The following is a 19,514-nucleotide window of genomic DNA, read 5'->3' on the forward strand; positions in this document are numbered from 1 at the left end:
GGACCCGGACACGACGGAGGGGGCGCGACCGACCGGTCGCGCCCCCTCCGTGTCTGTCCTTGCGTGTGTCCTGGCGTGTCGCGGTGCGGTCGCTCAGCGCGCGCTGGCCGGGCTCCCCGCGACGACCCGGCGCGACCGCTGCGGGCCGCGGGAGATGCCGGGCATGCCCACGGTGAGGCGCTGCGTCGGGCGGTGCAGACCCGGGCCGAGCGGCCAGCCCGCGTCGAGCGGGGCGAGCAGGCGGTCCAGCTCGGAGTCCGGGGTGGCGCCGACGCTGTTGCGCAACAGCCGCTGGAACTCCTCGTACTCGGCGAGGGCGTCGGCGACGTGCCCGCCGGCGAGCAGAGCCTCGACCAGCGCGCGACGCGACCGCTCGCGGCTCGGGGCGGTGGCGACGGCCCGGCGCGCGACGGCGACGGCGTCGTCGTGCCGGTCGGCGGCGGTGAGCGTGCCGGCCAGACCCTCCAGGGCGGACAGGCGCAGCTGGCGGAACCGCTCGCGCTCCACGGCGATCCACGGCGCGGTCCACGACGGGAGGATGTCGGACTCCAGCAGCGTGGTCTCCGGGGCGCCGATCTCGCGCACCGTGCGCAGCATGCTGGGCGCGGACAGCCCGCGGATCAGCAGCATGGCCTCGGTGAGGTCGACGACCACGTCGTCGGCGAGCTGCAGCCGCCCGAGGTGGTCGGCGTCGAGCAGCCCCGGTACGTCGACGCCGGCGACGGCCTCGTCCAGCAGCCGGGCCGCGGGGACCGGGCCGACCCCGGGCCACAGGGTCGCCGCGAGCGCCGCCGTCGGCTGTGGACGCCGGTGCACGGCGAGGTAGGCGACCAGGCGACGGGAGTCGACCGGCAGCGGGACGGCGCGGTCGTCCGCGCGCAGCCCGAACGAGCCCAGCACTCGCACGTGCGGGGCGGAGGTGGGAGTGATCTGCTCACTGGATCGACAGTGATCGTCGTCGGACATGGCCGTTTCCCCGGATCGGTCGTGGCGTTCGGCCCGCGGTCGGCTCCGCACAGAGCCGGGGCGCGCCGGGCGGGAGGCCTCGGATCGCGGAGCGGGCACGACGGAACCGCACCGACACGGACGGCGGGCGGCGTCTCCGTGTGGTGTCGTCGCTTGCGAGGATAGCCCAGCAGTGCCCACGGTGTGAGATCCGGGTGGGGGCGGATCGTGAGATCTGCCTCAGGCCCGGGAGAGCAGCCGGACGTGGGTGCCGTCCGGCGCCCGCCACACGTGCAGGCTGTCGCAGAGCTGCCGGGCGATCCAGGTCCCGCGCCCCCGCGCCTGCGACGGGTGCGGCGGCGCGAGCCCGATCAGCGGCAGTGCGATCACCCCGCTGTCCTGGACCTCGCACACCAGCTCGCCGTCGCGTGCCCAGACCGACAGCTCCGCCTGCGGGGACCCGTGCTCGACGGCGTTGGTGGCGATCTCGTTGACCGCCTGCACCATGTCCTCGCCGCGGGTGGTGTCGAACCGGCAGGCCCGGGCGGCCTCGGTCACGGCGTCGCGCACCCGGGACAGCTCGAAGGTGTTGTAGGACAGCGTGACGTCCGGCGGCCCGAGCAGGTGCGGCGGCGCGATCGGCAGGGCCGCGACCGCCTCGGCGGGCGGGCGGTACCGCGGGTTCGCGGCGAGCCCGGACGCGTGCAGCCGCAGCGGGTGGTTGACCTCGGCGGACTCGCCGACCGCGCCGTGCAGCGGCAGCCGTGGGTAGGCGCACACCTGCAGCACCGGCAGCCCCGCCAGGGAGATGTTGAGCGCGGCCTCCAGCTCGACTCAGAACCCGCCGTCGACCCCGTCGAGGTCCGGGTCGTGCGCGGAGACCACCAGCACCGGGCGGCCCGACGAGGTCAGCGCACGCAGCTCCCGGGCCCGCCAGGCGGCGACGGTCTGTCCGGACTCCCGGGCCGAGCTGGTCAGCGACGTCAGCCTGCCGAGCTCGACCTCGTCGCCGAGCTCGTCGTGCAGCGCCTGCTCCAGCGGCGCCGGCAGGTCGAGCGCGACCCGGGCACCGGTGTCCCGCGCCGCGGCCCGGGCCGCCGGGACGACGGCGGCGAGCAGCTCCACCGGGTCGTCGGCGTGCACCAGGGCGTGCCGGAAGCCGGGCGGGCGGGGAGCGGCGTTGACCTTCACCGGTCCCGTCCTCCCGGATGCACGACCTCGGGGGCCGGCGGACGGTCGTCGAACACGAGCTGGGGGGAGAACGCGGCACCGCAGCGTTCGAGCACCCGCAGCACCCGCGGCCGGACCCGGTGCAGCACCAGGCGGTGGGTGGCCGGGAAGCCCTCGGCGGCGTGCACCAGCGCGACCGCGGTGGCGACGTCGATGAACCGCACCGAGGCCATGTCCAGGCCGATGTCGGGGGAGGCGTCGGCGGAGCGCAGTGCGGAGTCCAGCGCCGAGTGCAGCAGCGAGGTGATCTTCGAGCGGTTGCTGTGGTCGACCTCGCCGGCCAGCCGTGCGTGACCGGTGCCGAGCCGGACGATCCGGAGCAGGTCGTCGTCGTAGGCGGTGGAGCACGGGACGTGGTCGCGGTGCAGGGCACGCATGATGTCGACCTGCTCGGCGGGGAAGTGGTCGTCGTAGGTGCACAGCGCGGTCAGCCCGCCCGCGCTCTCGCGGACCAGCCGGGCCAGCAGGCCGTCGTACTCGGGCAGGGTGCCGGCGGCGCCCGCGTCGAGCACGGAGTGCATCTGCCCGGTCATCCGGGTGCCGTTCCAGCCGAGCTCACGGGAGCGGACGATCTCGTCGGCCATCCCGGCGTACACGTCGGCGAGCGGGGTGCGGAAGGTCTGCCGGGTCCGCTCGGCGGGCAGGATCTCCAGCTGGCCGCGGCGCAGCGGGTCGTCGACCTCGACGCCGTCCTCGGCGAGACGGCGGAGCAGGACGTCGGCGGCACCGTCGTCGTCGAAGTAGAGGATGCGCTCGCCCCGGTCGAGACCGTGCCCGACGTAGGCGGCGGCGAGCTCCCCGAGGTGCTCGGTGCTGTCCGGGACCGCGCACACGTGATCCCCGGACGTCAGCGCGTCCGCCAGCTTGATCACGTCTCACCTGCCGCGCGCGCCCCGCCGCCGCTCCTCGCGGCGCCGGGCACACCCCGTCACGAACTCCTGGACGGATCAACCGTACGGAGGCCCTCGGCGGAGGCCCGAGACCTCGGAGCGTGCGAGGCGCCGAACCGACGGTGACGCGCGACGAGCGGAACGTCACCGGCGGGCGACGGTGGTGCGCAGACCCGGTCCGACCAGGACGTACGGCCGTTCGGCGCTGTCCGGTGCCCGCCGGACGGCGGTGGCTCCCGGCGTCCGGGGGTTCACCGTCCGTGGCGGCGCGGTGGTGGCGTGGCGGGGTCAGGCGGCCGGGTTGACCGCGACCGAGGTGGTCGCGCTGCCCTGGATGGTCTGCAGGACGACGCAGTACCGCTCGGTCAGCTTCACCAGGGTCGCGACCTTGTCCTGCGCCGCGGGCGCGTCGCCGTCGCGGATGTCGACGTCGAACGACAGCCGGATGTCCCGGAACCCGACCGGGGCGTCCTTCGCGACGCCGAGGGTGCCGCGGAAGTCGAGGTCGCCCTCGGCCCGCACGGCGCCGTGCACCTCGAACTCCAGCGCGGTCGCCACCGCGCGCAGGGTCACCCCGGCACAGGCCACCAGGGCCTCCAGCAGCATGTCGCCCGAGCACAGCTGGGTGCCGTCGCCGCCGGTGGCCGGGTGCAGGCCCGCCTCGGCCATCGCCTGGCCGGTGGAGACCTTGCACGCCACACCGGAGCCGAGCTCGCCGTCGGCCTTGAGGGTGATGACCGCCGACTCCGGGTCGTCGCGGTACTGCTGCTTGAGCGGGGCCTGGATGTCACGCAGGGAGACGTTCGTGTCGGTCATGTCCCCATCCTCACCCCGACGGGGCGCCCCGCACACCCCGACCCGACGACTAGGGTGCCCGGTGTGGGCAGGGAGAGCGACACCGGACGGGCGGCCGCGGTGCGCCGCAGCGCCCGCGAGGCCGCCGACTCGGTCCGCGAGGCCCGCGACACCGTCCGGGACACGGTGCGCGACACGGTCCGGGACTCGGTGCACGACACCGTGGGCCCGCCCACCGACGACGACCGGCTCTGGACCGTCCCGAACGCGCTCAGCATGCTGCGCCTGGCCGGGGTGCCGCTGTTCCTGTGGCTGATGCTCGGCCCGGAGGCCGACGGCTGGGCCGTCGCGGTGCTGGCGATCGGCGGGTTCACCGACTGGCTCGACGGCAAGCTCGCCCGTGTCCTGGACCAGTTCAGCCGGTTCGGCGCCATGCTCGACCCGGCCGTGGACCGCCTCTACATCCTGGCCGCGCTCGTCGGGCTGGCCGCGCGCGACATCGTCCCGTGGTGGGCGGTGGTCGCCCTGGTCGCCCGCGACGTCGTCCTCGCAGGCTGCGTGTTCGTGCTGCGCCACCGCGGCTACGGCCCCTTCGAGGTCGTCTATCTCGGCAAGGCCGCCACCTTCGTGCTGCTCTACGCCTTCCCGCTGCTCCTGCTCGGCGACGGCCCGACACCCGCCGAGGCCGTGGTCGGTGTCGTCGCGAACGCCTTCGCCATCTGGGGCGTGGCACTCTACCTGTGGTCGGGGCTGCTCTACCTGGCCCAGTTCCGGCTGGCGCTGCGCCGCCCGGCGCCGGGCGTCCCGGCCCCGGCGACCCGGTTCGATCACGACCGCGCCGGGGGATAGGCTCCCCGGCGTGAGCTCGGAGATTCCGTCGGACCTGTCCTACACCGAGGCCCACGAGTGGGTGCGCCGCAGCGGGGACGGGGTGGTCCGGGTCGGGATCACCGACCACGCCCAGTCGCAGCTCGGGGACGTCGTGTTCGTGCAGCTGCCGACCGTCGGTGACACCCTCGCCGCGGGCGACGCCATGGGCGAGGTCGAGTCGACCAAGTCGGTGTCGGACATCTACGCCCCGGTCGGCGGCGAGGTCGTCGCCGTGAACGACGGGCTGGACGCCGCCCCGGAGCTGGTGAACTCCGCCCCCTACGGCGACGGGTGGATCGTCGAGATCCGGCTGGCCGACGGGGCCTCGCCCGACGGCCTGCTCGACGCCGACGCCTACCGCCAGCTGGCCGACGGCGACTGAGCCGGCCGCCCGCCGCACCACGCGGCGCGGCACGCGGACCTCCGTATCGCCCCGGCCGCTCCGACCGGTAGGTTCACATCCCCTGGACGTGTCGTCCGGAAGGGGCCGGGACACCCGGCCCCGAACAGACCTGACCGCCCGGACGCCGTCCGGGTACCGCATCCGCGAGGAGGAGTCCCCGAGGTGACCACGAACGACCCGCGCGACGTGCCACCGGAGCGCGCACCGGAGACCACGTCGGTCTTCCGGGCGGACTTCCTCGCCGACGTCGAGCAGCCGGCCGCCGAGCCCGCCGTCTCGGGTGTCGACGGGCTTCCCGCCGGGTCGGCGCTGCTCGTCGTCCGGCGCGGTCCGAACGCCGGCTCGCGCTTCCTGCTGGACGTGCCGACCACCAGCGCCGGCCGGCACCCCGACAGCGACATCTTCCTCGACGACGTCACCGTCTCCCGGCGGCACGCGGAGTTCCGCCGCGACGCCGGTGAGTTCGTCGTGGTCGACGTCGGCAGCCTCAACGGCACCTACGTCAACCGTGAGCCGGTCGACACGGCCGTGCTGGCCAACGGCGACGAGGTGCAGATCGGCAAGTTCCGCCTGGTGTTCCTGACCGGGCCCCGCGAGCCCGGCGCCCAGGGCTGACCCGGGTCCGTGCGGTGGCGCCGTCCGCGCCGTCTCTGCCGCCGTCTCTGACAGCGGCGCCGTGGGTGCCGTGCACGGAACCCCGCGTGTGACCGGCCCGTCGCGGCCGGGGGTGCTCCGGTGCCCTCTGGTGCGGCGGGCCTTCGGCGTGGACGGGGACCGGCGGGTGTCGAGCCGACACGCCGTGCGCGACGGGCGTGTGACGATCGTCGAACGGACCCTGTCACTCCCCGTCCGGAGGCGCGCGTCCGGGCGGACCGCCGTGTAGCGTCATCAGGTGTCGGTGGCAGTGCGGTGGCAACGACGACGGTGACGACACCACGGTGACGACACGGAGTCGTCGGGTCCACCGCGCGGGTCAGGGCGAGCAAGGCGATCAGGGCGGCCGGGGTGGCGTGTCCACCCGGGTGGTCCGACAGGCCCGACAGGGCCGGGGAGGCGGGCTGATGAGCGAGATGCGCGTCGTGGGCGTCCGGGTCGAACTTCCGGCGAACCAGCCGATCCTGCTGCTGCGGGAGACGAACGGCGACCGATACCTCCCGATCTGGATCGGATCGGTGGAGGCAACGGCGATCGCCCTTGAGCAGCAGGGGGTCAAGCCCGCGCGGCCCCTGACCCACGATCTGCTCAAGGACGTCATCGGAGCACTCGGGCGGCGGCTCGAGCAGGTGCGGGTGACCGACCTGCAGGAGGGCACCTTCTACGCGGAGCTGATCTTCGACGGCGGTGTCACGGTGTCCGCGCGGCCGAGCGACTCGATCGCGCTGGCGCTCCGGATCGGTGTGCCTGTGCACGCCGACGAGAGCGTCCTCGCCGAGGCGGGACTGGTCATCCCCGACGAGCAGGAGGACGAGGTCGAGAAGTTCCGCGAGTTCCTCGACTCCGTCTCGCCGGAGGACTTCCGCGGGGCCCAGCCGGGCTGATCCGTGCGGGTCACCACCGCCGTCACCCGGCAGTGGGAACGCACGGACCGCGGTCCGACCGTTCACCGACGTCACCGACCGTTCGGCGTCCGTACGCCCCGTGTGCCCGGCGACCCGGCCGGGTGTCCGGTAGGCCCAGGTCGGCGAGCCGCGTTGACCACCCCGGCCGCTGGGCCTACCGTCATCTCGACTGATGACATCCGTGGAACTCACCCACTACCCAGAGTCACATGGTAGAGGACGGTCCACGGTCCCGAACGAGGGAGACCGCGCGGTGCAGACGCCACCACCCGAGGGGCCGGGTCAGGGAGAGCTGTTCCCGGACCCGCTCGTCGGTGCGGGGCTCGACGGGGTGACCGACCGCCTGGTCGGCTTCCGCGGCCCGACCGCGTGTCAGGTCGTCGGCATCACCTACCGACAGCTGGACTACTGGGCCCGCACCGGGCTCGTCGTGCCGTCCATCCGCGGTGCCGCCGGGTCGGGCAGCCAGCGGCTGTACTCCTTCAAGGACGTCCTCGTCCTCAAGATCGTGAAGCGGCTGCTCGACGCCGGTGTCTCGCTGCAGAACATCCGGATCGCCGTCGAGCACCTGCGTCGGCGCGGGATCCGTGACCTCGCCGGCATCACCCTGTTCTCCGACGGCACCACCGTCTACGAGTGCACCTCCCCGGAGGAGGTGGTCGACCTGCTGCAGGGCGGGCAGGGCGTGTTCGGCATCGCCGTCTCCGGCGCGATGCGTGAGATCTCCGGCGTGATCAAGGACTTCCCGGCCGAGCGGGCCGACGGCGGCACCGTCGACGAGGCCCCCGAGGACGAGCTGGCGCGGCGCCGCGCGCGCCGCGCCATCTCCTGAGGCCATTTCCTGAGGCGGATCCGCTCACGCCACCGAGCGGAACGGGTCGTGCTCGGCGAGCAGCTTCTCCATCCGCGCCTGGTCGACCCGGTTGACCACGGTCAGGGACTCCTGCCGGTCCCGGACGCATTTCGCCAGGGTGAACGCCGAGGTGATCGCGTACAGCACGGCGATCGCGAGGAACGCCTTCACCCAGCCGTCGACGGGCAGGTAGACGGTCCCGACGACGACGGCGGCGAGGGACACGCCGAAGGACAGCATCGCCTGCATGTGGAACGCGGCGGTGGTGGCCGGGGTGGTGTTCGGAGCGCTGGTGTTCGACATGACGTGAGTGTGACGAGCCGGCGCAGGCGGCGACGCCGCAGAACTACGCAGGTAGGCTGACCCGGTAGTCGTCGACGCCGCGCGGGAGAGCCCCGGGGAACGAGCCCGGGCGCCGAAGGAGCAACCCCTTCCCGGAATCTCTCAGGCACACGGACCGCGCGGTCGAGACGCCTCTGGAAAGCGACGGGTCACCCGCGCACGCGGGGAGCCGTCCGCCGACGGGGAAAGCCGGAAGCCTCCGGTGAATCTCTCAGGCGCCCGGTCTCCGGGTACGGACAGAGGGGGAGGGCGAGTTGCCCTGCCCCGAATCCGCCCGACGACCTCCGGAGGCGCCGTGAGCCCGACGTCCGAGCACCGTCCCACCCTCTCCGAGCTGGAGCGGGGGCTCCCGTTCGCCGAGCGCCACATCGGGCCCCGCCCCGGCGACCTGGCCCGGATGCTGGAGGTGCTGGGCGTCGACTCGCTCGACGCGCTCGCCGCCCGCGCGCTGCCCGACACCATCCGCGACGCCGAGCCGGTCGGGGCCTCGCTGCCCGCGCCGGTCGGCGAGGCCGAGATGCTGGCCGAGCTCCGCGCCATGGCCGGGCGCAACACCGTGACCGTCCCGATGATCGGCTACGGCTACCACGGGACCCGCACCCCGTCGGTGATCCGGCGGAACGTGCTGGAGAACCCGGCCTGGTACACCGCGTACACGCCGTACCAGCCCGAGATCAGCCAGGGCAGGCTCGAGGCGCTGCTGGCCTTCCAGACCATGGTGTCCGACCTGACCGGGCTGCCGGTCGCCGGCGCGTCGCTGCTCGACGAGGCCACCGCCGCCGCCGAGGCGATGACCCTGCTGCGCCGGGCCAACCGCTCGACCAGCCCGCGGTTCCTCGTCGACGCGGACACGCTGCCGCAGACCGTGGACGTGCTGCGCACCCGCGCGGAGCCGCTCGGCATCGAGCTGGTCGTCGCCGACCTCGCCGACGGCGTGCTGCCCGAGGGCGAGTTCTTCGGTGTCCTGCTGTCCTACCCGGGCGCCTCGGGGCGGGTCGCCGACCCGTCGGGACTCATCGAGGCCGCGCACGGCCGCGGGGCGCTCGTCGCCGTCGCGGCGGACCTGCTGGCCCTGACCCTGCTCACCCCGCCCGGGGAGCTCGGCGCCGACGCCGCGATCGGCTCCACCCAGCGCTTCGGGGTGCCGCTCGGCTTCGGCGGCCCGCACGCCGGCTACCTGTCGGTGGGGCAGCGCCACGCCCGGCAGCTGCCCGGCCGGCTCGTCGGCGTCTCCCGCGACGCCGACGGCCACTACGCCCTGCGCCTGGCGCTGCAGACCCGTGAGCAGCACATCCGCCGGGAGAAGGCCACCTCGAACATCTGCACGGCACAGGTCCTGCTCGCGGTCATGGCCGCCTGCTACGGCGTCCACCACGGCCCGGACGGGCTGCGCGACATCGCCACCCGCACCCACCGGATGGCCGCGGTCCTCGCCGCCGGCCTGCGCTCGGGCGGGGTGGAGATCGTCCACGACGCGTTCTTCGACTCGGTGCTCGCCCGGGTCCCCGGCCGCGCCGACGCCGTGGTCACTGCCGCGCACGAGGCCGGGATCGCGCTGCGCCGGGCCTCGGACGACGAGGTCGGCGTCGCCACCTCGGAGATCACCACCGTGGCGCACCTGCGCGCGGTGTGGTCGGCGTTCGGCCTCGCCGGGGTGGACGCCGACGCCCTCGACCGCGAGACCGCCGACGCGCTGCCCGCCGGCCTGCGCCGCACCGGTGAGTACCTCACGCACCCGACGTTCCACGACCACCGGTCCGAGACCGCGCTGATGCGCTGGCTGCGCCGCCTCGCCGACGCCGACCTCGCGCTGGACCGCACGATGATCCCGCTGGGCTCGTGCACCATGAAGCTCAACGCCGCCGCCGAGATGGAGGCGGTGACCTGGCCCCAGTTCGCCGACCTGCACCCGCTCGCGCCCGAGTCCGACACGGTCGGCACCCGGGAGATGATCGAGCAGCTGGAGACCTGGCTGGCCGACCTCACCGGCTACGCCGCGGTGTCGCTGCAGCCCAATGCGGGCAGCCAGGGCGAGCTCGCCGGGCTGCTGGCCATCGCCGCCTACCACCGCAGCCGCGGGGCGGCCGACCGCGACGTCTGCCTGATCCCCGCCTCGGCGCACGGCACGAACGCCGCCTCGGCGGTCATGGCCGGGATGCGGGTGGTCGTCGTCGGGACCGCGCCGGGCGGTGACGTCGACCTCGACGACCTGCACGCGAAGATCGCCGAGCACGGTGACCGGCTCGCCGCGCTGATGATCACCTACCCGTCGACGCACGGTGTCTACGAGGCCGGGGTCCGGGACGTCTGCGCCGCGGTGCACGAGGCGGGCGGCCAGGTCTACGTCGACGGCGCCAACCTGAACGCACTGGTCGGGGTGGCCCGCCCGGGAGCCTTCGGCGGCGACGTCAGCCACCTCAACCTGCACAAGACCTTCTGCATCCCGCACGGCGGCGGGGGGCCCGGTGTCGGCCCGGTCGCGGTGGCCGAGCACCTGGTGCCGTTCCTGCCCGGTCGCACCCCCGTGTCCGACGGCGGAGTCGGCGCGGTCTCGGCCGCCCGGTACGGCTCGCCCGGCGTCCTGCCGATCTCCTGGGCCTACCTGCGGATGATGGGCACCGACGGGATGCGCCGCGCCACGCTCACCGCGGTGGCCGCCGCCAACTACGTCGCCACCCGGCTGCGGGAGCACTTCCCGGTGCTCTACTCGGGCGCCGACGGCGCGGTCGCCCACGAGTGCATCCTCGACCTGCGGACCCTGACCAAGGAGACCGGGGTGACCGTCGACGACGTCGCGAAGCGGCTGATCGACCACGGCATCCACGCCCCGACCATGTCCTTCCCGGTGGCCGGGACGCTGATGGTCGAGCCGACCGAGTCCGAGGACCTGGCCGAGATCGAGCGGTTCGTCGCGGCGATGGTGTCGATCCGCGGCGAGATCGACCGGGTCGCCGCGGGGGAGTGGCCCGCCGAGGACAACCCGCTGCGCAACGCCCCGCACACCGCGGCCTGCCTGGCCGACGACAAGTGGGACCACCCGTACCCGCGGGAGCTGGCCGCGTACCCGACCGGGGTCACCCCGGGGGTGCACGACCGGAAGGTGTGGCCGCCGGTACGCCGGATCGACGGCGCCCACGGCGACCGCAACCTGGTCTGCTCCTGCCCGCCGCCGGAGGCCTTCGCCTGAGTCCTGCCCACCCGTCGGGAGGGTGTCCGGACAGGTCGGGGATCATGGAGGGGTGTCACACCGACCGAGTGAGCGCCTCCGGGTCCCCGCCCCCGTCCTGCGGACGCGGGTCCGGTCGAAGCGGGCCGCGACCGACCAGCCCAACGTCACCGGCGACGGTGCGTCGCCGCTGACCGCCCGGTTCTGGGTGCTGCTCGTCGTGACCGGGATCGCCGCCGGGCTGTCCGGGATCGCGCTGATGGCACTGCTGCACGCGGTGTCGGAGTGGGCGTGGGGATCCGGGGCGGCAGAAGGGCTCGGCGCGGCGGTCGAGCGGGCCGACGCCTGGGGGCGGATCTGGCCGCTGCTGCTGGCCGGGCTCGTCGCCGGTGTCGGTGGGTACCTGCTGCGTCGGTTCGTCCCCGGCCGCACCGACGTCGACGACGCGATCTGGACCGGTGACGCCCGGCTCGGGGTGCGCCGCAGCTCGGGCACCGCGGTGCTGTCGGAGGTCGTCGTCGGGCTGGGCGCCTCGCTCGGCCGGGAGGCCGCGCCCAAGCTGATGGGCGGGGTGTGGGGCGCGGTCCTGGCCGGCTGGGGTGGCCTGTCGGTCGAGCAGCGACGTCTGCTGGTCGCCTGCGGTGCGGGCGCCGGGCTGGCGTGCGTCTACGACGTGCCGCTGGGCGGGGCGCTGTTCGTCGCCGAGGTGCTCGTCGGCACGGTGCGTCTGCCGGTGGTGCTGCCCGCACTGGCCTGCACCGCGACCGCCACCGTCGTCGCCTGGCTCTACCTGCCCGCCGGGCCGGTCTACCCCGGCCTGCCGGACCCGGTGACGACGCCGTCGCTGCTGGTGTGGGCGGTGCCCGCGGGCGTGCTGATCGGGGTCCTCGCGACCGGCTGGGTCCGGCTGATCGGGTTCGTGTCGCACCACGGGCCCCGGCGGACGTGGTGGCGGATCGCCGCCCCGGTCGTCGCGTTCGGGCTGCTCGGCGTGGCCGGGCTGGTGTTCCCGCAGCTCTACGGCAACGGCGCGGACCTGGCCGAGCAGGCCTTCCTGGGTGGCGGGGCGCTGCTGCTGTTCGCGATGCTGGCCGTGCTGAAGCCGCTGGTGACGGCGATGTGCCTGGGCAGCGGTGCGTCCGGTGGGCTGTTCACCCCGACCCTGTGCACCGGCGCGTTGCTCGGGGCCGCGCTCGGCGGGGTCTGGTCGGCGCTGTGGCCGGGCACCCCCGTCGGCACGTTCGCCCTGGTCGGGGCGGCCGCGATGATCGGGGCCGGGATGCAGGCGCCGCTGGCCGGGCTGGTGCTGGTGCTGGAGCTGACCGGCACCGGGTTCGCGATCGCCGTCCCGCTGGTCGTCGCGACGCTGGTGGCCACCGCGGTGGCCCGGTGGCTCGACGGCTACTCGATCTACTCGGCGCGCCTGGCCGCGCAGCCCACGGCCGAGCAGAGCACCTGATCAGGCCCGGAACCCGGCCCCGCCCCCGACCGTGCCCGGGGCGCGGTGCGGGAGCCGGTGGGCGAACCCGGTGAGCAGGCCGAGGCTCAGCACCGCGAGCACGCCGTAGGCGACGAACCCGCCGATGCTGTCCCAGGTGGTGTGCAGGGCGACGGCCAGGACGAACACCAGCAGCGCCCGTCCGGCGGCCCGCCCGGTGCGCCGCCGGGCCGCGTACCACAGCGCGGCCGCGGTGAGCCCGGTCCAGGCCATGTGGGCGGCCGGGCTGAGCACGCCGCGCAGGAGCAGGACGTCGTCGACGGCGCCCAGGTCGCCGCCCGAGCGGACCAGCACGACGAAGCCGTAGCCCATCGTCTCCAGCGCGGCGAAGCCGGCACCGGAGGCGACGCCGACCAGCAGCCCGTCCGCGGGGTGCCCGCGGCGGGCGGTCAGCAGCAGCACCACCAGCGGCGCGACGAGCTTGGCCGACTCCTCGATCAGCGCGACGCCCAGCATCGGCAGCGTGCCCAGCGACCGCAGCGCGTCGAACTCCAGCAGCCCCGCCGCGACGACGCCGACGACTCCGCCGAGGAACGCGACCAGCGCGATCGGGCCCGCGCCGATCGAGTAGTCCAGCCGCCGCCCGAGCACGAAGGCCACGAACGCGGCCGGGGCGACCGCGGCGCCGAGCAGGATCAGCGACGGCACCAGGTTGGGGTTCTGCGTGACGAGCAGGACCCGGCGGACCGCCTCGAACAGCGCGACCCCGACGACCAGGACGAGCAACCAACCCCAGCGACGCACCTGCGACTCCCCTCCGCGACCGACGCCGGGACGGTAGCGGCGCCGCTCAGGCCCGGGCGAGCCGGGACCGGCGATGGGCCGCCATCCGCACCGGGGCGTCGGCCCAGCCGTGCCCGTCGTGGCCGCCGGTGCGCTGCACCAGGGCCAGGAACAGGCGGCCGCCGAGCAGCTCGGTGCACACCTGCAGGTAGTCGCCGGCGGCGTCGCGGTCGTGCAGGACGCCGAGCTCCCGGTAGACCGCGACGGTCGCCGCGGGCAGGTCGAGGCGGGCGGCAAGGTCGTCGTGGTAGTTCGCCGGGACCGGGAGCAGCGGTACCCCGGCCGCCCGCGCGGCGGCCGCGGTGGCGAGCACGTCGTCGCAGGCCAGGGCCACGTACTGCGGGTCGGCGACGGCCGGGCTCCACCCGCCGCGGCGCAGCACCGACACGGTCAGGGCGAGCCGGACGCTGCGGTCCGGGTCGGCCAGCGCGCGGCTGCGGACCAGCCCGAACGGGGCCGCGTACTCGCCGTCGCCGACGGTGTCGAGGCCGAGCACGGCGCGGTGGAACAGGACCGCCTCGTCGAACGCGTCGTAGGGCTGGGTGAGCCCGATGTGGTCGATGCCGGTGATCCCGGTGCCGGGGGAGCGGGGCTCGTCGACGGCGACGAAGTCGTGCGGCCAGGCCCGTCCGGCGTCGCCGTCGGTGCGGCACAGGAACACCGCGGTGCCGTCGGGGGCGGTGATCCCGGCGAGCTCGGCCTCCCCGGGCCCGGTGACCCGGGGGACGGGGGCGGCGCACAGCCGGGCCGCGCGGCGGGCGGCGGCAGCGGGGTCGGCGGACTCGACGGCGATCGCGGCGACCGCGCCGGTGCCGTCGCCCGCCGCGTTCACCAGCAGCCGGGCGTCGCCCTGTTCGAAGCGTTCGACCTGCTTGGTGCGGTGCACCCCGGTGCGGCTGAACCCCAGGGCGCGCAGCACCCGCCCGAGCTCCGGGCCCGCGGTGAGCTCGACGAACGCCGTCCCGCGCAGGGCCGGCGCCGCGGTGCCCACGGGATCGGTCCCGGCGCCGGCCCGTGCGGTGGCCTCGGCGAGCGCGATCAGCGAGCGGCGGGCGTCGACGGCGGTGCGGACCGGGTCGGACTGGCGGAAGACGTCGTTGAACACCTCCAGCGACAGCGGTCCGCTGTACCCGGCCCTCAGCACGGGGGCGAGGAACGCGGGCAGGTCGAACCCGCCCTGGCCGGGGAACAGCCGGTGGTGACGGCTCCAGGACAACACGTCCATCGACAGCTCACGGGCGTCGGCGAGCTGGAGGAAGAACAGCTTGTCGCCGGGGACGTCGGCGATCGGAGCGGGGTCCGAGCCGCGGGCGAGGATGTGGAAGGAGTCCAGGCACAGGCCGAGCGCGGGGTGGTCGGCGGCGCGCACGGCGTCCCAGGAGGCGTCCCAGGTGTCGACGTGCCGGCCCCAGGCGAGCGCCTCGTAGGCGACGCGCAGCCCGCGCTCGTGGGCCCGGTCGGCGAGGGTGTGCAGCTGGGTGGCGAGCAGGTCGGCGTCGGTGGCGGGGTCGACGGCGTCGGGGGACACCGAGGAGCACACCAGCACGGTGTCGGCGCCGAGACCGGCCATGACCTCGAAGGTCGCGTCCGCGCGGCGCAGGTTCGCGGCGAACCGGGCGGGATCGGTGGAGTCGATGTCGCGCAGCGGCTGGTACAGGTCCACCGACAGGCCCAGGTCGCGGCAGCGGGCACCGATCCCGGCGGGGGACTCGGGGTCGGCGAGCAGGTCCGGCGCGAAGATCTCGACCCCGTCGAACCCGGCGGTCGCGGCGGCGGCGAGCTTGTCCTCCAGCGTGCCGGACAGGCAGACCGTGGCCAGCGACAGGCGCGCGGGCCCGTGCGGGGGGCGGGGCTCAGGCGACACGGGCCGCCGCCTGCTCGGCGGTGACGAGCTCGGCCAGGTGGGCGAGCATCCGCGCCGGATCCGGTGTGGCGCCGGTGAACAGCCGGAACGCCTCCGCCGCCTGGTGCACGGCCATCGCGCCGCCGTCGACGGTGTGGCAGCCCGCGGCGCGGGCGGCGGCGAGCAGTGCGGTGTCCAGCGGCCGGTAGACGATCTCGGCGACCCACGGACGGGTGGCGAGCAGCGCGGGGTCGAGGGGGAGGCCGGGGTGCTCGGCCATCCCCGTCGGGGTGGCGTGCACGAGGCCGTCGGCCCCCGGGAGCAGCGCGGACAGTGCGGGCAGCGGGTGTCCGGTGGCGTGCGCGCCGGGGGACAGGTGCGGGGTCACCGACGCGGCGAGTGCGGCGGCGCGGGCACCGTCGACGTCGACGATCTGCAGGACGCCGACGCCCTCGCGGGCCATGGCGTAGGCGGCCGCGGCACCGGCACCCCCGGCGCCCAGCAGCACGACGCGCCCGGTCGCGGCGCCGGGCAGCCCGGCCCGCCAGCCGTCGCGGAAGCCGGTCCAGTCGGTGTTGTGCCCGGTCAGCGCCCCGTCCGCACCGATGACGACGGTGTTGACCGCGCCGATCGCGGCGGCGTCCGGGGCGAGGACGTCGAGGTGGCCGATCACCCGCTGCTTGCAGGGGTGGGTGACGTTGACCCCGGCGTAGCCCTGCGCGCGGGCCAGGGCGAGCAGGTCGCCGACGGCGTCGGGGTCGCGCCCGAGGACGTCGAGGTCGAAACGCGTGTAGGTCAGGTCCAGGCCGTGCGCGGCGCCCTCGCGCTCGTGCAGGGCGGGGGACAGCGACGGACCGATGCCGGCGCCGATCAACCCCGTCCGCACCCGTGTGCCGGTTGCGGTGGCGTCGGTCTCGCGCCGGGTCTCGTTGCTGCTCCGCACGGATCCCTCCTCGGATCTATGTACCGTACGGTTAGTTATACGGGACGGTGGGTCCGTCGGCCAGGGGGAACGGCCGACGATCCGTAGAGTCCGGGGCGCCACCGGGATCCCGGTGGCGCGGACCGGTGGAGGGGGGCCGCAGTGGCGGCGGTACCGGAGGAGGGCGTCCGGCAGCGCGACGCCGAGCGCACCCGCACCGAGATCCTGGACGAGGCGACCGCGGAGTTCGCCGACCGGGGCCTCGCCGGGGCGCGGGTCGACGAGATCGCCGCGCGCACCCGGACCACCAAGCGGATGCTCTACTACTACTTCGGCTCGAAGCAGGGTCTCTACCTGGCCGTTCTCGAACGCGCGTACACCGGGATCCGGGCGCTGGAGCAGCAGCTGTCGGTGTCGGACCTCAACCCGGCACGGGCGGTGCGGGCGGTCGCGGAGCTCACCTTCGACCACCACGAGGCGCACCCGGACTTCATCCGGCTGGTCGCGATCGAGAACATCCACCACGCCGAGCACCTGCGCTCCTCCCCGCTGCGCGCGGGGCTCGCCGGGCCCGCGCTCGGCGTGCTCGATTCCATCCTCGCCCGCGGCCGGGAGGCCGGGTTGTTCCGCGACGACGTCGACGCCTTCGACGTCCACGTGCTGATCAGCTCGTTCTGCGTGTTCCGGGTGGCCAACCGGCACACCGTCTCGGCCATCTTCGACCGTGACCTGCTGGACCCGCAGCGGCGCGGGCACTACCGCCGCATGGTCGGTGACCTGGTCGTGGAGTACCTGACCGCCCGTGTGGGGCAGGACTGACGGCGGAGCCGACGGCAGGGGCCCGTGGCAGGCGCCCGGCAGGACCGACCGCAGGGTCGACGGAGAACCCCTGGCGGGGTGACCGCGCCGGCGTCCATCCGGCTCTTGACACGCCTCGCGCCGCAACTCACTATTCGGTACCTAACCAGACGGTACATAGACGAGCGGCTCGCCGCCCGGGCCGTCGACCGCGTCATCAAGTGCCTGCAACGTCGCACACGCCGGGAGCCACCGTGAGCCAGCAACCGTCCGCCGCCGCGCCGAGCGCGCCGGAGGCGCAGCCGAAACGGGCCGCCCTGGCCGCGTGGGTCGGCAGCGCCCTGGAGTACTACGACTTCTTCATCTACGGCACCGCTGCGGCGCTGGTGTTCAACAAGGTGTTCTTCCCCGACTCGAGCCCGGTGGCCGGCACGCTGCTGTCGCTGGCGACCTTCGGTTTCGGCTACGTCGCCCGCCCGCTCGGCGCGGTGCTGTTCGGACACATCGGGGACCGGTTCGGCCGCAAGAAGGTCCTGGTCTCGACGCTGATGATGATGGGCGTCGCGACGCTGGCGATCGGCTTCCTGCCGACCTACGGCCAGGTCGGCGTGCTCGCGCCGGTGCTGCTGGTGACCTGCCGGCTGCTGCAGGGCCTGTCCGCGGGCGGAGAGCAGGCCGGCGCCAACTCGATGACGCTGGAGCACTCGCCCCAGCACCGGCGTGCGTTCTTCACCAGCTTCACCCTGTCCGGCACCCAGGGCGGGCAGATCATCGCGACCGCGGTGTTCCTGCCGATCGCGCTGCTCCCGGAGGAGGCGCTGCTGTCCTGGGGCTGGCGGGTGCCGTTCTGGGCGAGCGTGCTGGTGATGGTCGCCGGTGTGCTGATCCGGCGGACCCTGCACGAGACCCCGGTCTTCGCGACGGAGGTGGCCGACACCGAGGGGTCCCCGCGGGCCGCGGAGCAGCTCCCGATCGCCGCGCTGTTCCGTGACCACTGGCCGAACCTGCTGCGCGTCAGCCTCGCCGCGACCGTCGCCTCGGTCAGCACCCTGATGACGGTCTTCGCGCTGTCCTTCGCGGTGAACACCGTGGGCCTGGAGCGCTCGACGATGCTGTGGGTCGTCGTCAGCGCGAACGTCGTGGCCCTGGCCGCGATCCCGCTGTTCGCCACGCTGTCCGACCGGGTCGGACGCCGCCCGGTGTTCGTCGCGGGCGCACTGGGCAGCGCGGTCCTGCTCGCCGTCTACCTGTGGGCGGTGTCCACCGGCGAGTACCTGTTCGTGTTCGGCGCGGGCATCCTGCTCTCCGGGGTGGTCTACAGCGCGGCCAACGGTGTCTGGCCCTCGTTCTACGGGGAGATGTTCCCGGCCAAGGTCCGCCTGACCGGCATGGCCGTCGGCACCCAGATCGGCTTCGCGTTCGGCGGTTTCGCCCCGACCATCGCCGCCGCGCTGGCCGAGAACAGCGTCACCGGCTGGCTGCCGGTCGCCGTCTTCGGCGCCGTGATCTGCCTGGTCGCGGCGGCGTCGGCCTGGTCGGCCCGGGAGACCGCGCACCAGACCCTCGACGAGATCGAGGCCGGGTTCGGGACCCGCGACCGGGCCCCGGCCCACGTCTGACCGACCGCACCGCAGCGGGGCCCGTGGCGTCACGCCACGGGCCCCGCCGGCGTCCCGGCCGCGGCCGCGAGCAACCCGACGACGTCGCCGGGGTCGGCGGCCCGGTCGGTGCGCCACACCGCGTCGGTGCCCAGCCGCACCTGCGCCCCGGTCACCGGCAGCACGTGCACGGGCTCCCCGACGAACGCCTTGTGCGTCGCCCCCGACCCCAGTCCGACCAGCGTGAACGCCTCCCCGGAGGCGACGACGTGGGTCAGGTCGCCGGGGTTGTGGGTGTCGAGCTCGATCCGCCGGTGCACCCCGTGGCGGGCCAGCAGCTCCCCGGTGGCCCGGTAGACCGACGGGGCGGCGTCGTAGCGGATGGACACGTACGGCAGGTCCGCCAGCTCCTCCAGGGCGACCTCGGTCCGGTCGTCGAAACCCCGCCCGTGCCCGACGGCGACGGCGGCCGGCCGGGTCTCCACCCGTCGTGCACTCAGCCCGGGGTCGTCGACGGCGCCGTGCACGAACGCCAGGTCCAGCTCGCGCCGGGCGACCGCGCGGGCCAGCTCCGCGGAGGTGCCGGGGCGGATCCGCACCGCCAGCTCCGGACGCGCGGCCCGCAGACGCTCCAGGAAGCCGTCGCGGACCGCCGCCGTCACGTCCGGGGCCATCCCCACCACGACGACCGGATGCCCGTCGGCGGCGGCGAGCGCGCCGGGCAGCGCCTCGACCCGGGCGACGATGTCCCGGGCCCGCGGCAGCAGTGCCCGCCCGGCCGCGGTCAGCGCCATCCCGCGCGCGGACCGGGTGAACAGCGGCGCGCCGAGCTCCCGCTCCAGGTCGCGGACCCGTCGCGACAACGGCGACGCGGCCAGGTGCAGCCGGGCCGCCGCCCGCGTCAGGTTCAGCTCGTCGGCGACGGCGAGGAAGTAGCGCAGATGGAACAGCTCCACGGGGCATGACCCTAGAGGTCACGCCCAGGTGCGGTCATCGGTCCTGGTCGCGGCCCTGACCGG

General features: G+C 74.8%; 19 protein-coding genes and 1 riboswitch. Of the genes, 9 read left to right on the forward strand and 10 right to left on the reverse strand.

The window, feature by feature from the left end; all coding sequences use genetic code 11:
* Window positions 1–93: 93 nt before the first annotated feature.
* From Ae505Ps2_RS21995 to Ae505Ps2_RS22015, 5 genes are all read right to left on the reverse strand, one after another.
* The gene (locus tag Ae505Ps2_RS21995; RefSeq protein ID WP_083695912.1) at window positions 94–966 is read right to left on the reverse strand and encodes a BTAD domain-containing putative transcriptional regulator; all 873 of its coding nucleotides are present in this window, start codon (window positions 964–966) and stop codon (window positions 94–96) included.
* 219 nt (window positions 967–1,185) lie between these two features.
* Window positions 1,186–1,734, reverse strand: a complete 549-nt coding sequence (locus Ae505Ps2_RS22000) for an ATP-binding protein (protein ID WP_075333420.1) — start codon at window positions 1,732–1,734, stop codon at window positions 1,186–1,188.
* 45 nt (window positions 1,735–1,779) lie between these two features.
* Window positions 1,780–2,136 carry a hypothetical protein gene (locus tag Ae505Ps2_RS22005; RefSeq protein WP_075306412.1) on the reverse strand — a complete coding sequence of 119 codons (357 nt, stop codon included), beginning with the start codon at window positions 2,134–2,136 and terminating at the stop codon, window positions 1,780–1,782.
* Window positions 2,133–3,047 (reverse strand): MEDS domain-containing protein, encoded by a 915-nt coding sequence (locus tag Ae505Ps2_RS22010; RefSeq protein ID WP_075306410.1) that lies wholly within the window; start codon window positions 3,045–3,047, stop codon window positions 2,133–2,135. The genes Ae505Ps2_RS22005 and Ae505Ps2_RS22010 overlap by 4 nt, the downstream gene beginning before the upstream one ends.
* Before the next feature lie 306 nt (window positions 3,048–3,353).
* On the reverse strand, window positions 3,354–3,881 hold the full coding sequence (locus Ae505Ps2_RS22015; protein WP_075553948.1) for an OsmC family protein: 528 nt from the start codon (window positions 3,879–3,881) through the stop codon (window positions 3,354–3,356).
* Window positions 3,882–4,070: 189 nt separating this feature from the next.
* On the opposite strand from Ae505Ps2_RS22015, the gene Ae505Ps2_RS22020 reads away from it, so the two are divergent.
* The 5 genes from Ae505Ps2_RS22020 to Ae505Ps2_RS22045 all read left to right on the forward strand — a co-directional run bounded on the left by Ae505Ps2_RS22020 (window position 4,071) and on the right by Ae505Ps2_RS22045 (window position 7,524).
* Window positions 4,071–4,709 carry a CDP-alcohol phosphatidyltransferase family protein gene (locus Ae505Ps2_RS22020; protein ID WP_051050132.1) on the forward strand — a complete coding sequence of 213 codons (639 nt, stop codon included), beginning with the start codon at window positions 4,071–4,073 and terminating at the stop codon, window positions 4,707–4,709.
* Between the two features lie 10 nt (window positions 4,710–4,719).
* Window positions 4,720–5,112: a glycine cleavage system protein GcvH gene (gene gcvH, locus Ae505Ps2_RS22025; protein WP_020623538.1), complete on the forward strand. Its 393-nt coding sequence runs from the start codon at window positions 4,720–4,722 to the stop codon at window positions 5,110–5,112.
* Between the two features lie 183 nt (window positions 5,113–5,295).
* On the forward strand, window positions 5,296–5,748 hold the full coding sequence (gene garA / locus Ae505Ps2_RS22030) for a glycogen accumulation regulator GarA (RefSeq protein WP_062394962.1): 453 nt from the start codon (window positions 5,296–5,298) through the stop codon (window positions 5,746–5,748).
* A gap of 446 nt (window positions 5,749–6,194) precedes the next feature.
* Window positions 6,195–6,671: a bifunctional nuclease family protein gene (locus Ae505Ps2_RS22040; protein WP_020623535.1), complete on the forward strand. Its 477-nt coding sequence runs from the start codon at window positions 6,195–6,197 to the stop codon at window positions 6,669–6,671.
* Between the two features lie 313 nt (window positions 6,672–6,984).
* The gene (locus Ae505Ps2_RS22045) at window positions 6,985–7,524 is read left to right on the forward strand and encodes a MerR family transcriptional regulator (protein ID WP_226361033.1); all 540 of its coding nucleotides are present in this window, start codon (window positions 6,985–6,987) and stop codon (window positions 7,522–7,524) included.
* A gap of 24 nt (window positions 7,525–7,548) precedes the next feature.
* Here the strand turns inward: Ae505Ps2_RS22045 and Ae505Ps2_RS22050 are convergent, their stop codons facing one another.
* Entirely contained in the window at window positions 7,549–7,848 is a 300-nt protein-coding gene (locus tag Ae505Ps2_RS22050) for a YiaA/YiaB family inner membrane protein (RefSeq protein ID WP_060711890.1), read from the reverse strand.
* 72 nt (window positions 7,849–7,920) lie between these two features.
* Window positions 7,921–8,015, forward strand: a riboswitch (glycine riboswitch).
* A gap of 167 nt (window positions 8,016–8,182) precedes the next feature.
* Here Ae505Ps2_RS22050 and gcvP point away from each other — a divergent pair.
* Both gcvP and Ae505Ps2_RS22060 read left to right on the forward strand, forming a co-directional pair.
* Window positions 8,183–11,074 carry an aminomethyl-transferring glycine dehydrogenase gene (gene gcvP, locus Ae505Ps2_RS22055; protein WP_075553949.1) on the forward strand — a complete coding sequence of 964 codons (2,892 nt, stop codon included), beginning with the start codon at window positions 8,183–8,185 and terminating at the stop codon, window positions 11,072–11,074.
* Between the two features lie 52 nt (window positions 11,075–11,126).
* Window positions 11,127–12,512, forward strand: a complete 1,386-nt coding sequence (locus Ae505Ps2_RS22060) for a chloride channel protein (protein ID WP_075553950.1) — start codon at window positions 11,127–11,129, stop codon at window positions 12,510–12,512.
* On the opposite strand, the gene Ae505Ps2_RS22065 is transcribed toward Ae505Ps2_RS22060, so the two are convergent.
* The 3 genes from Ae505Ps2_RS22065 to Ae505Ps2_RS22075 are packed head-to-tail and all read right to left on the reverse strand — an operon-like array spanning window position 12,513 to window position 16,120.
* The gene (locus Ae505Ps2_RS22065; RefSeq protein ID WP_139318717.1) at window positions 12,513–13,295 is read right to left on the reverse strand and encodes a PrsW family glutamic-type intramembrane protease; all 783 of its coding nucleotides are present in this window, start codon (window positions 13,293–13,295) and stop codon (window positions 12,513–12,515) included. It lies immediately after the preceding gene.
* 46 nt (window positions 13,296–13,341) lie between these two features.
* The gene (locus Ae505Ps2_RS22070) at window positions 13,342–15,198 is read right to left on the reverse strand and encodes a sugar phosphate isomerase/epimerase and 4-hydroxyphenylpyruvate domain-containing protein (protein ID WP_075333427.1); all 1,857 of its coding nucleotides are present in this window, start codon (window positions 15,196–15,198) and stop codon (window positions 13,342–13,344) included.
* Entirely contained in the window at window positions 15,188–16,120 is a 933-nt protein-coding gene (locus tag Ae505Ps2_RS22075; protein ID WP_083695915.1) for a shikimate dehydrogenase, read from the reverse strand. Before Ae505Ps2_RS22075 ends, Ae505Ps2_RS22070 begins: the two co-directional genes overlap by 11 nt.
* Window positions 16,121–16,261: 141 nt before the next feature.
* Between Ae505Ps2_RS22075 and Ae505Ps2_RS22080 the strand changes: the two genes are divergently transcribed.
* The gene (locus tag Ae505Ps2_RS22080) at window positions 16,262–16,918 is read left to right on the forward strand and encodes a TetR/AcrR family transcriptional regulator (protein WP_020624247.1); all 657 of its coding nucleotides are present in this window, start codon (window positions 16,262–16,264) and stop codon (window positions 16,916–16,918) included.
* A 233-nt stretch (window positions 16,919–17,151) separates the two neighbouring features.
* Entirely contained in the window at window positions 17,152–18,516 is a 1,365-nt protein-coding gene (locus Ae505Ps2_RS22085) for an MFS transporter (RefSeq protein WP_020624248.1), read from the forward strand.
* 29 nt (window positions 18,517–18,545) lie between these two features.
* On the opposite strand, the gene Ae505Ps2_RS22090 is transcribed toward Ae505Ps2_RS22085, so the two are convergent.
* Window positions 18,546–19,451, reverse strand: coding sequence for a LysR family transcriptional regulator (locus Ae505Ps2_RS22090; RefSeq protein WP_075306400.1), 906 nt, complete (start codon window positions 19,449–19,451; stop codon window positions 18,546–18,548).
* Window positions 19,452–19,514 lie beyond the last annotated feature (63 nt).

Source organism: Pseudonocardia sp. Ae505_Ps2, assembly GCF_001932425.1.
In the GTDB taxonomy this organism is placed as follows: domain Bacteria; phylum Actinomycetota; class Actinomycetes; order Mycobacteriales; family Pseudonocardiaceae; genus Pseudonocardia.

What these genes read in the sequence shown, in the direction of transcription:
- Ae505Ps2_RS22015 (WP_075553948.1), bottom strand. Translation starts at nt 3,881, where the DNA reads ATGACCGACACGAACGTCTCCCTGCGTGACATCCAGGCCCCGCTCAAG.
- Ae505Ps2_RS22050 (WP_060711890.1), bottom strand. Translation starts at nt 7,848, where the DNA reads ATGTCGAACACCAGCGCTCCGAACACCACCCCGGCCACCACCGCCGCG.
- Ae505Ps2_RS21995 (WP_083695912.1), bottom strand. Translation starts at nt 966, where the DNA reads ATGTCCGACGACGATCACTGTCGATCCAGTGAGCAGATCACTCCCACC.
- Ae505Ps2_RS22040 (WP_020623535.1), top strand. Translation starts at nt 6,195, where the DNA reads ATGAGCGAGATGCGCGTCGTGGGCGTCCGGGTCGAACTTCCGGCGAAC.